The sequence below is a fragment of the Mycolicibacterium sp. XJ662 genome (assembly GCF_053484035.1).
In genome coordinates, this window is sequence record NZ_JBEFTL010000001.1 from 631565 (window position 1) to 643067 (window position 11503).

Consider the following 11503-nt stretch of genomic DNA (forward strand, 5'->3'; position numbering starts at 1 on the left):
TCAGCTGCGTTCGAACACGAACTCACCGGCGATCAGCGTGGCGGACACCATAGCGGCGTCGAGTTCGCGCAGCACCGCGGCGGGCGGCGCGGACAGCACCACCAGGTCGGCCGGCTGACCCACGTCGACGGTCCTCGGATCCCCGGGGCGCTCGGGCGTGCCAAAGAACATGTTCAACGCCGTTGCCGCGCGGACGCTTTCGTCGGCGCCGAGCACCGCGCCGCTGCCGGTCGCCCGGCGCACTGCGGCGCGCATTGTCTGCCAGGGGTCACCGCCACCGAACGGCATATCGGTGGACAACGCCACCGGCACACCGGCATCCAACAGCGTGGCGACCCGCCACAGCTCGTGGTGTTCGGCGGCAGGGACGTCGACGAGGTACTGGTCGCCGCGCTCGAAGACGAAGTTGGGCTGCGTCACCACCGTGACGCCGCACGCGGCGACCTGCGCGACGGTGTCGTCGGGCACGACCGCCGCATGCTCGATGCGGTCTCCTGGGTGAGTGCCCGCCGTCTGCAACGCCGACAGGGTCAGGACCAGTTGCGCGGCGGTGACACAGTGCACGGCGATCGCGACGCCGGCGGCGTGCCGCGCGGTGATCCATGCGGTCAGTTCGTCGAGGTCGAGGTCGGTGTCGTGCAAGATCCGCTTACCGGGCGCCAAACAGTGCACCCGCTGGCGCAGTTCGCCGCGGCGGTGCGCGACGTTCAACTTCACCACATCGTCGACGCCGAGATCCGGTGTGGCGTCGGTGACGCCGGTGACGCCGTACCCGCACAGCGTTCTGCTGACCTCGGCCAGGCCGGATTCGTTGCGCTGCAAGCTTTCCGCCCAGGTCGGATCCGAGCTGGGTAATCGGCCGTCGGGGTGGTCGGGCAGCCCGACCCGCTCAAGACCGGCCGAGTTCAGCGTCCACAGCACCCCGCTGCGGTGTTGGACGCGCACCGGAACCGCTGGGGCCACGTCGTCGAGCGCCGTGCGGTCCAGCGGCCCGGCGACCGCCTCGTGGTATCCGACCGCCCGGATCCATCCGTCCTCGCCGACGTCCGCCGCGGCCAGGACGCTGGCGAGGTCCGCACGGGTGGCCACGTCGCCGGGCCCGACGCGCGTCGACCGCAGCGCTGCGGCCGCCGACCGCAGGTGCACGTGATGGTCGTGCAGACCGGGGATGACGGTGCCACCTTGTGCGTCGTAAACCTGTTCGCCGCGTCGGCGATCGAGCCGCTCGCCGATTTCGACGATGTGTTCGGCGACGCGGATGTCGACGACGGAGCCGTCGAGCAGCGAGGCCCGTTGGATCAGCACCGCGCCGCCCCCCGCTCGGTCAGCATCTGCTCGACGGTGACGTTGTCGGCGCCGAGGGGCGCGGCGCGGCCACTGAGTTGGGGCATGGCGGCGCACTCGGTTTCCCCGTCGAACGGCAGTTCGGCGTAGGTGGCTGCGACGGCGGCCATGGACATCTCGATGAGCTCACCGCCGCCGGCGTGCAGCGATTCGGCGACCGTCAACGCCGCCTGCAGCCCGGTCAGCGGGTCGGCGATGGCGTCACCGCAGAACTGCGGGTTCTCGACGGTGCCCGCGATCAGACATCCCGACACCGCGGCGTCGTCACCGAACGCGACCCAATTGGCGCGCTCACCGTCGGTGCCGTGTCCGGTGATCCGCAACCAGACTCGGCCGTCGCGCGGCGCCACATCGGTCGGGCCGAGGCCGCGGCGGCTCAGCGCCGCCGGCCGCGATGATTCGAGCACGACGTCGGCGGCCGACAACAACGCCTTGAGGCCGGCGGGCTCGTCGAGATCGGCGACGTAGGACAGTTTCCCGGCGTTCATCCAGTCGAAGAACGCAGGCGGGCCGGACCGTGCGCCGTCGGGGCGGGCGGCGCTTTCGACCTTGACCACGGTGGCCCCGGCGCGCGCCAGCAACTGTCCGCACAGCGGGCCCGCCCACATCGACGACAGGTCGGCGACCAGCAGACCGCCGGGTCCGCGCGGCGTGGTGGCCGCGCCGAACGGATAGTGCCGCGGCGATCCGGCCGGGGTCTCGCCGAGCGCGGCGACCGGAAGGCCCAGCATGCGCGCGCGTTCGGTGACGTCGGCGGTGTCGTTCTCGGCGGCCCAGCGGTGCACGGCCGGCCACGGATCGTCGTCGACGGCATCGGACTGCACCAGCGCGGGAACGGCATTCACATCGTCGGGACGCGACAGGGTCAACGCGCACCAGCCGTCGCGGCTGAGCATCAAGTGGGTGGCACCGCCCGCGGAGACGCGGCCCTTCGGTGTCAGACCGAGCACCGTGGCCCGGCCGGCCAGCAGTTCGGCGGCATCGACCTCGACACCGGTGAGCTGCCCGAACGCCTCGGCGACCCGCCGTGCCCCGGTGAGCACGGCGCGCGGGACGACCAAAGAGGCCACGCCTCCATTGTGGTGCCCCCTCAGCCGCCGTCGGCGCAGGGTCGGGTTCGGGTCAGAACTGCAGCGCGGTGAACCGCCAGTCGAGCACCTGCCGGTCTGGCTCACCGACCGCGTAGACCAGCGACCGCAGCGTCAACACGCCGCCGCGGTCGTCCGGTAGCGGTTCGGCCGCCTCGACGTGCAACTCGCTGTAGAGGGTGTCGCCCTCGTGGACCGGGCCGGTGTGCTCGCAGGACCGCCAGGCCAGCACCGTCACCAGATCGGGCAGCAGCCGGGTGGTTTGGGCCAGCGCCAGCCCGATGGTGTGGCCGCCGTACACCAGCCGCTGACCGGGGCTGCGGTAATCATGGTGTGTCGCAGCGATGTTCAACGTCAGCCGGGCGAGCTCGGGGGCGTTGCTGACCACGTCGGCCGAGCTGTGCAGCACGGTGCCCGCGATGTCTGCGTCGAAGTGGGCACCCGGCACTTTGGCGCGGTAGGCCTCGACGTTCCAGTCGGCCGTCGGGTCGGGCAGGTCGGGTGCGACGACGCCGATCGCGCTCAGGTCGTCGGCGTGGCCGGTGTCGGGGGCCCCGTCGCGTAGCGGCAGCATCGCGCAGCGGTAGAAGTCGAGGATCAGGCGGCCGACGCCGTCCACCGTCGTCATCCGCAGCGCCGCCAGCCCGGTGCGGGCGCGGCCGGGTTTGGCGGAGTTCTGTTTGAGCCCGACGACCTCGGTGCGGGTGAACAGCGTGTCGCCGATGACCGGGAAGCGGTGAAACGTCAGCCCGCGGTAGAACAGGTTGGCCTTCACGCGCTGGGTGACCAGGGTCGTCTGGCCGATCGCCACGTCGCACACCAGGGCGGGATGCGCCAGCGCCCCCGTGGCCCCGGTCACCGCCGTGGCCAGTTCGGCGTCCAGCGCCATGCGCAGCCGGTCGCCGAGGATCGACTGGTGCACGGCCGCCGCGCCGGGCGTCAGCGTCATCGACGGCGCGGTGTCGAAGACCTGACCGACGCGAAGATCGTCAAAATAGGGGCCGCTCACGGCTGCCCATGCTGGCATTGGGCCGCACAAAGTGTCAATATGGCCGTACCTATGAATGCCGAAGAAACGATGCTGGTCGAGACCGTGCGCACGTTCATCGACCGCGACGTCAAACCCCAGGTCCGCGAGGTCGAGCACGCCAACACCTACCCCGAGGCGTGGATCGAACAGATGAAGCAAATCGGCATCTACGGTCTGGCGATCCCCGAGGCCTACGGCGGCTCGCCGGTGTCGATGCCGTGCTACGTCGAGGTGACGCAGGAACTGTCGCGAGGCTGGATGAGCCTGGCCGGCGCCATGGGTGGGCACACCGTGGTGGCCAAACTGCTCGACCTGTTCGGCACCGATGAGCAGAAGCAGCGGTACCTGCCGGCGATGGCCACGGGCGAGGTGCGTGCCACGATGGCGCTGACCGAACCCGGCGGCGGCAGCGACCTGCAGAACATCAAGACCACGGCGCTGCGGTCTCCCGGCGAGGGCCTGGCGATCAACGGGTCCAAGACGTGGATCAGCAACGCGCGCCGGTCGGGGTTGATCGCGCTGCTGTGCAAGACCGACCCCACCGCCACGCCGAAGCACAAGGGCATCTCGGTGGTGCTGGTCGAATCGGGCACGACGGGTCTGATCGTCTCGCGTGATCTGCCCAAGCTCGGATACAAGGGCGTGGAGTCCTGTGAGCTGACGTTCGAGGACTGCCGGGTGCCCGCGTCGGCGATCCTCGGCGGCGAGCCGGGCAAGGGTTTCGCCCAGATGATGAAAGGCCTTGAGACAGGCCGGATTCAGGTGGCGTCGCGCGCGCTCGGGGTGGCGACGGCGGCGCTGGAGGATTCACTGCGCTACGCCCAGGAGCGCGAGAGCTTCGGGCAGCCGATCTGGAAGCACCAGTCCATCGGCAACTACCTGGCCGATATGGCGACCAAGCTGACCGCCGCGCGTCAACTCACCCGGTATGCCGCCGAACGCTACGACAGCGGTGAACGCTGCGATATGGAGGCGGGTATGGCCAAGCTGTTCGCCTCCGAGGTGGCGATGGAGATCGCGTTGAACGCCGTGCGGATTCACGGCGGGTACGGCTATTCCACCGAGTTCGACGTCGAACGGTACTTTCGCGACGCGCCGCTGATGATCGTCGGCGAGGGCACCAACGAGATCCAGCGCAACGTGATCGCCGGGCAACTCATCGCCCGAGGCGGGATATAGGTGAAGCCGCTTCCGGCGTATCAGACGCTGCGCGAACAGCTGCGCGAGCAGATCGCCGCGGGCCGCTACCGCGACGGCGCCCGGCTGCCCACCGAGTCGGAACTGGTTGCCGCCCACGGGTTATCGCGGCAGACGGTGCGACGGGCTTTTCAGGACCTGGTCGCCGAGGGGGTGGTGTACCGGGTGCCGGGGCGGGGCACCTACGCCAGCGATCAGGGGCGACGCTACCTGCGCCAGCTCGGGTCGATCGAGGACCTGATGAGCCTGTCCGACGACACCACCATGGAGGTGCTGTCGGGGCTGCGCAGGCGGGTGGACGTCGATGCCGCCAGCCGGTTGCGGCTCGACGACGACGTGGTGTTCTCGGTGGTGTTTCGCCGTCTGCACGCCGCCGATCCCGGGGCCGATCCGGGCGTGCCGTTCGTGTCGACGACCGTGCACCTGGTGCCGTCGGCCGCGGCCGCGCTTTCCGGTGCCCCCGAACTTGCCGACGGCGCGGTGGGCACCCAGACCGTGATCGGGCTGCTCGAGCCGCACCTGGATGCGCCGATCGCCGAAGCGGCGCAGTGGATCACCGTCGCCCCCGCCGACGATGCCGTCGCCGCCGCGGTGTGCTGTGCGCCGGACCATCCGATGCTGCGGGTGGACCGGCTCTACTCCGACGCCGCCGGGAGACCCGTGGAGTTGTCGGTGAGCCACTTTCTGCCCGAGCAGTACACCTACCGGGTGACGCTACGCCGCTCCGGTTGAGGCGATTTGGGTGCGCGAACAAGCGCTGAGCGATGGTTAGCGCACCGAAATCACACGATGGCGTCGATCAAACCCCATCGCAGGGCGGTCGGCGGGTCGATGCGCCGGCCAGACAACACCAGATACGCGGTGCGCCACCGGCCGATGCGCCGGGTGATGCTCACGGTGCCGCCGGCGCCGGGGATCAGGCCGAGGCTCAACTCGGGCAGGCCGAACGCGGTGTCGGCGCGTGATTGCACCCGGCCGCAGAACGCCGCCATCTCCAGCCCGCTGCCCAGCACTTGACCGTGCACCTCGGCGCGGCACCGAACCCCAAGGCGGGCAGTCAGTTCGGCCAGCACCAGCGCCGGGCTGTGCCGGGTGCGGGCCAGGTGCGCGCTGGCCGGATCGTCGAAGGTGCCGAACTCGGCGAGATCGCCTCCGCTGCAGAACGACGGGCCGTTGCCCGACAGGATCACCTCGCGCACCGACGGGTCGAGGCGGGCGACCTCGAGGGCTTCCAGCAGCGCGGCGCGGGCGTCGGTGGAGAAGGCGTTGTGCCGTTGCGGGCGGTTGAACCGCACGTACAGCTTGTCGTCGATGCGCTCGGCCTGCACCGGGTCGGGGAGGGTCACCGGGCGGGCGGGCCCGCGTTCGGCGAGCCAGCGCGCGAACTCGGGACCCGACTGCAGTGTCGAGTAGGCCAGGGACTCGGTGATGACGCCGCCGAACGCGGGCGCTGCGGGATCGAGGCTGCGCAGCACGTCGTCGCACACGGCGGCCGCCTGCGGCCATCGCGCACAGCGCCCGTCGATCTCGTCGAGCGCGTCGGACACCGATTCCACGGTGATGACCCGGCGGTCCTCGGTGTCTTCCTCGGACAGCGTGAATGTCGCGTCGTCACAGGGTGTTCCGGCCGCGACGACGATGCCGCCGGCGAGCTCGACTGTGCTCTTGGCGGTCACGAGTACTTTTCGACCAGCTCTCGTTTGAGCATCTTGCCGGTCTCGGTGCGCGGCAGCTGCGCCTCGAACGTGATGGCTCGCGGACACTTGTAGTGCGCCAACCGATCTCGCAGCCAGGCCAGCAACTCCTCGGCGAATTCCTCGGTGGCGTCGGCCGGGTCGACGGTCTGCACGACGCCGTGCACGCGTTGTCCCATCTCGTCGTCGGGAACACCGAACACCGCGGCGTCCATCACCTTGGGATGGGTGACCAACAGGTTCTCGGCCTCCTGCGGATAAATGTTCACCCCGCCGGAGATGATCATGTGGTGCTTGCGGTCGGTGAGGAACATGTAGCCGTCCTCGTCGAGATATCCGACGTCGCCCACGGTGACCCAACCTCGTTGGTCCCGGGACTCGGCCGTCTTCTCCGGATCCTTGTGGTAGACGAACTGCATACCGGGCACGGCGAAGTAGATCTGGCCTTCCTGGCCGGGCGGCACCTCGTCGCCGTTTTCGTCGAGGACATGCGCCTCGCCCAGCAGCGGTCGACCGACCGAACCCGGCCGTTTGAGCCACTCTTCGGCGGTGATGAACGTGATCCCGGCGCCTTCAGACGACGAGTAGTACTCGTCGATGACGGGACCCCACCAGTCGATCATCTGCATCTTGATGTCGACCGGGCACGGCGCCGCCGCGTGCACCACCCGCTTGATGCTGGAGACGTCGTAGGAATTGCGCACCGACTCAGGCAGTCTGAGCATCCGGATGAACATCGCCGGCACGAACTGCCCGCTGGTGACCCGGTACTTCTCGATGGCCTGCAGTGCCGACTCGGGCTCGAACTTCGACATCACCACGGTCGTCACCCCCATCGCCTGCGCGGACATCGTCCACAGACACGGCGCGGTGTGATACAGCGGCGCCGGGCTCAGATACACCGAGTCGCTATCCATCTGGATCGCCATCAGCAGTGCGGACAAAAAGTTCGGTGATTCCGACGGGTGCACATGGGGCAGCTCACGCCGAATCCCCTTGGGCCGTCCGGTGGTTCCCGACGAGTACTGCAGCAGGTCGCCTTCGATCTCGTCGGCGATGGGTGTGCTGGGTTGGTGGGCAACGTTTACGGGGTAGCGCTGCCAGCCGTCGAGGTCGCCGTCGGCGATCATCAGCAGCTCCGGCAGACCGTTGGGCAAGTGCTCGCCCAACCCCTCGCACAGCGTGCGCAGCGCCGCCGAGCCGACGATCGCCTTGGCGCCGCAGTTGTCGATGATGTAGGCCGCCTCGACCGCGGTGAGGTGCGTGTTGATCACCGCGTAGTACAGGCCGCTGCGCCGCGCCGCCCACATCACCGCGTGCAGGTGCTCGTTGTTCTCCATCAGCACGGCCACGGCATCGCCTTCCACCAGCCCGGCCTGCCGGAAGTGGTGGGCAAGCTGGTTGGCGCGCGCCTCCAGCTCGGCGAACGTCACCACCGCGGCGCTGGGATGCATGATGACGGCGGGCTTGTCGGGCGTGGCCTCGGCATGTTCGCGGATCTGCATGTAGAGACTTTACGACGAACAGACTTGACGGGTGTCAAGAGGGTCTCGGGCGTCGGGTGCGGCTCCGCTACCGTAACCTGTTTGCTGGCGCGGACCGGGGGCGACGCGAACACGGGCAGCAAACGATGAAAGGACGGCCACCCCATGGCCGAGTACGACTACGTCATCCTCGGAGCAGGCGCGGCGGGATGTGTGCTGGCCAACCGGCTGTCGGCGGATCCCGCCAACCAGGTGCTGTTGGTCGAAGCCGGTGGGCGCGACCGCAACCCCTATATCCATGTGCCGATGATCAGCGCCGCGCTGTTCGGCAACGACAAGTACTCCTGGAGCTATCAGCTGGCGCCGTTCGGACCCGAGAACCGCACCGAGACCTGGCCGCGGGGCAAAGTGCTCGGCGGCTCCACCGCGATCAACGGGCTGGTCTACAACCGCGGCGACCGCGAGGACTACGACGAGTTGGTGCGCCGCGGCAACACCGGCTGGGGCTGGGACGACATCCTGCCCGTCTACCGTGCCTTCGAGGACCACCAGCTCGGCGCGTCGCCGACGCGCGGCGCGGGCGGCGAACTGCCGATCACCACCCCCCGCGACCCCGACCAGCTGGTCTTCGACCTGATCGACGCCGGCGTGAAGCTCGGGCTGCGCAGCGTAGCCGATTACAACGAGAACGACGACGAGCGCGTCGGCCCCGCCATGGCCACGATCCGCCGCGGCGCCCGCGTCACCGCCGCCAAGGCGTTCCTGCGGCCGGTGCGCACGCGGCCCAACCTGCACCTGGCGCTGAATACCAAGGCCCACCGGCTGATCTTCGAGAACGGGCGCGCAGCCGGCGTCGAGGTCCGCAGCGACGGCAACACCAGCCAGCTGCGGCCGCGCCGCGAGCTGATCCTGGCGCTGGGTGCGCTGGAGTCACCGAAGCTGTTGCAGCTCTCCGGGATTGGGCCGCGCGAGGTGCTCGACGCGGCCGGCGTTCCGGTGTACCTCGAGCGCGACAACGTCGGGCGTCGCATGCTCGAGCACTTCTGCGTCATCAACACCTATCAACTGGCCGACGACATCGGCTACAACCGGTTGCTGCGCAACACCAAGGCCAAGGGCCTGACCGCGCTGAAGTACCTGGCCACCCGCAAGGGACCGCTGGCCACCCCCACCGGCGATGTGATGGCGATCTTCAAGACCACACCCGAGGCGGACCGGGTCGACGGACAGGTCCTGGTGCGGATGATGTCGGTGGGCTCGGTGCGGCCCGACGCCCCGGCGGGCATCGAGTCCGTCGGCGGTGTGTCGTGCATGGGTGAGGTGCTGCGCTCGACATCGGAAGGCAGCGTGTGGATCACCTCAGCCGACCCGGACGCGCCGTTGGCCGTCGACGCCAACTACCTTGCCACCGACTACGACCGCGCAACCAGCATCGCGCTGCTGCGTCGCATGCGGGAGTGGTTCGAGCAGTCGCCGATCGCCGAGAAGGTCAGCGCCGAAAGCCGGCCAGGACCGGACATGCAATCCGATGACGAGATCCTGGCGGGTATCACCGCGACGGGCGCGACCGGCAGCCACGCCGTCGGCACCTGCGCGATGGGCCCGAACGACGACGACATCGTCGACGACCGCTGCCGGGTCCGCGGCATTGACGGGTTACGCATCGTCGACTGCGCCAGCCAGCCGACCATGATCTCCGGCAACCTGATGGGCCCGACGATGGCGTGGGCGGGCCGCGCCGCCGAGTTCATCCTCGACGGCTAACCCTGCCGCACCGTGCAGGAAACGGCTACTGCGCGTCGTTCAGGCGGTGCTTGAGCGCGTCGAACTCGTCCTTGATGCCGGTCGGCAGCTTCTCGCCGACGAACTCGAACCACTCCTCGATCAGCGGGAGTTCCTCGCGCCACTCGTCGACGTTGACCTCCAGCGCGGCGTCGACGTCGGCCGGGTCGACGTCGAGGCCGGACAGGTCCAGGTCCTCGGCGCTGGGCACGGTGCCGATCGGGGTGGTGCGCCCGCCGGCGCGCTGCTCGATGCGGTCGACGATCCACTTCATCACGCGGCTGTTCTCGCCGAAGCCCGGCCACAGGAAGCGGCCGTCGTCGCCGCGGCGGAACCAGTTGACGAAGAAGATCTTCGGCATCTTCGACTCGTCGGACTGCTTGCCGATGTCGATCCAGTGCGCGAAGTAGTCGCCGACGTTGTAGCCGAGGAACGGCAGCATCGCCATCGGGTCGCGGCGCACGGTGCCGACCTTGCCCTCGGCGGCCGCGGTCTGCTCGGAGCCCAGCGTGGCACCGATGAACACGCCGTGCTGCCAGTCACGGGCCTGGGTGACCAGCGGGACCGTGGTCTTACGCCGGCCGCCGAACAGGATCGCCGAGATCGGCACGCCCTGCGGGTCGTCCCACTCGGGCGCCAGCGTCGGGCACTGCGAGATCGGGGTGGTGTAGCGCGAGTTCGGGTGCGCGGCCTTCTCCTCGGAGTCCGGAGTCCAGTCGCGGCCCTTCCAGTCGATGAGGTGCTGCGGGTCGCCCTCGAGGCCCTCCCACCACACGTCCTTGTCGTCGGTCAGCGCGACGTTGGTGAACACGGTGTTGCCGGCCTCGATGGTCGTCATCGCGTTCGGGTTCGACGACCAGTTGGTGCCCGGCGCCACCCCGAAGAAGCCGAACTCGGGGTTGACGGCATACAGCCGGCCGTCCTTGCCGAACCGCATCCAGGCGATGTCGTCGCCGACGGTCTCGGCGCGCCAGCCCGGCAGGGTGGGCTGCAGCATCGCGAGGTTGGTCTTACCGCACGCCGACGGGAACGCCGCGGCGACGAAGTAGGACTTGTTCTCCGGCGAGATCAGCTTGAGGATCAGCATGTGCTCGGCGAGCCAGCCCTCGTCGTGGGCGATCGCCGACGCGATGCGCAGCGCGTAGCACTTCTTGCCGAGCAGCGCGTTGCCGCCGTAACCCGAGCCGAAGCTCCAGATTTCGCGGGTTTCCGGGAAGTGGCTGATGTACTTGGTGTCGTTACACGGCCACGGCACATCCTTCTGCCCGGGTTCCAGCGGCGCGCCGATCGAGTGCAGCGCCTTGACGAAGAAGCCGTCGTCGCCGATCTTGTCCAGCGCGGCCTTGCCCATCCGGGTCATCGTGCGCATCGACACGACGACGTACTCGGAGTCGGTGATCTCGACGCCCAGCTTGGGGTCCTCGGCGCCCAGCGGGCCCATACAGAACGGGATGACGTACATGGTGCGCCCGCGCATGCAGCCGCGGTACAGGTCGGTCATGGTGGCGCGCATCTGCGACGGATCCATCCAATTGTTGGTCGGACCGGCGTCGATCTCGCGCTCAGTGCAGATGTAGGTGCGGGACTCGACACGCGCCACGTCGGAGGGGTCGGACAACGCCAGGTAGGAGTTGGGCTTCTTCTCCTCGTTGAGTTTGGTGAAGGTGCCCGCCGCCACAAGCTCGTCGCACAACCGTGCGTTCTCCTCGTCGGAGCCGTCGGTGAAGACCACCCGATCGGGCTGCGTCAACTCTGCGACCTCCTGGACCCAGGCCAGCAGCCCTTTGTGCTTCGTCGGTGCAGTATCCAGACCCGGAATAGTCGCTGAGGTCATCAAAATCTCCTGTGTACGGTTTCTGCCAGGACGTACGCACCGAGAGCGCC

The 11503-nt window shown here is 68.9% G+C and carries 9 protein-coding genes; 3 read left to right on the forward strand and 6 right to left on the reverse strand.

What is annotated here, in order from left to right; translation table 11 throughout:
• Genes ABQE93_RS02885 through ABQE93_RS02895 form a run of 3 tightly spaced genes read right to left on the reverse strand, consistent with a single transcriptional unit; the run spans position 1 to position 3459 of the window.
• Positions 1-1305, reverse strand: coding sequence for an amidohydrolase family protein (locus tag ABQE93_RS02885; protein WP_448405757.1), 1305 nt, complete (start codon positions 1303-1305; stop codon positions 1-3).
• Positions 1299-2414 (reverse strand): CoA transferase, encoded by a 1116-nt coding sequence (locus tag ABQE93_RS02890; RefSeq protein ID WP_448405758.1) that lies wholly within the window; start codon positions 2412-2414, stop codon positions 1299-1301. Before ABQE93_RS02890 ends, ABQE93_RS02885 begins: the two co-directional genes overlap by 7 nt.
• A gap of 52 nt (positions 2415-2466) precedes the next feature.
• The gene (locus ABQE93_RS02895) at positions 2467-3459 is read right to left on the reverse strand and encodes a MaoC family dehydratase (RefSeq protein WP_448405759.1); all 993 of its coding nucleotides are present in this window, start codon (positions 3457-3459) and stop codon (positions 2467-2469) included.
• A 21-nt stretch (positions 3460-3480) separates the two neighbouring features.
• Here ABQE93_RS02895 and ABQE93_RS02900 point away from each other — a divergent pair, with 21 nt between their 5' ends.
• Together ABQE93_RS02900 and ABQE93_RS02905 are read left to right on the forward strand one after the other, a co-directional pair.
• Positions 3481-4641 carry an acyl-CoA dehydrogenase family protein gene (locus ABQE93_RS02900; RefSeq protein ID WP_448405760.1) on the forward strand — a complete coding sequence of 387 codons (1161 nt, stop codon included), beginning with the start codon at positions 3481-3483 and terminating at the stop codon, positions 4639-4641.
• The gene (locus ABQE93_RS02905; RefSeq protein ID WP_448405761.1) at positions 4642-5391 is read left to right on the forward strand and encodes a GntR family transcriptional regulator; all 750 of its coding nucleotides are present in this window, start codon (positions 4642-4644) and stop codon (positions 5389-5391) included.
• Between the two features lie 50 nt (positions 5392-5441).
• On the opposite strand, the gene ABQE93_RS02910 is transcribed toward ABQE93_RS02905, so the two are convergent.
• Both ABQE93_RS02910 and fadD4 read right to left on the reverse strand, forming a co-directional pair.
• Positions 5442-6335, reverse strand: a complete 894-nt coding sequence (locus ABQE93_RS02910; RefSeq protein ID WP_448405762.1) for an enoyl-CoA hydratase/isomerase family protein — start codon at positions 6333-6335, stop codon at positions 5442-5444.
• A complete protein-coding gene (fadD4, locus tag ABQE93_RS02915; protein WP_448405763.1) occupies positions 6332-7858 on the reverse strand; it encodes a fatty-acid--CoA ligase FadD4 in 1527 nt (508 codons plus the stop codon). The genes ABQE93_RS02910 and fadD4 overlap by 4 nt, the downstream gene beginning before the upstream one ends.
• 144 nt (positions 7859-8002) lie before the next feature.
• Between fadD4 and ABQE93_RS02920 the strand changes: the two genes are divergently transcribed.
• Positions 8003-9601 (forward strand): GMC family oxidoreductase, encoded by a 1599-nt coding sequence (locus ABQE93_RS02920; RefSeq protein ID WP_448405764.1) that lies wholly within the window; start codon positions 8003-8005, stop codon positions 9599-9601.
• A 25-nt stretch (positions 9602-9626) separates the two neighbouring features.
• Here ABQE93_RS02920 and ABQE93_RS02925 read toward each other — a convergent pair whose 3' ends face one another.
• Positions 9627-11453, reverse strand: coding sequence for a phosphoenolpyruvate carboxykinase (GTP) (locus ABQE93_RS02925; protein ID WP_448405765.1), 1827 nt, complete (start codon positions 11451-11453; stop codon positions 9627-9629).
• Positions 11454-11503: the final 50 nt, after the last annotated feature.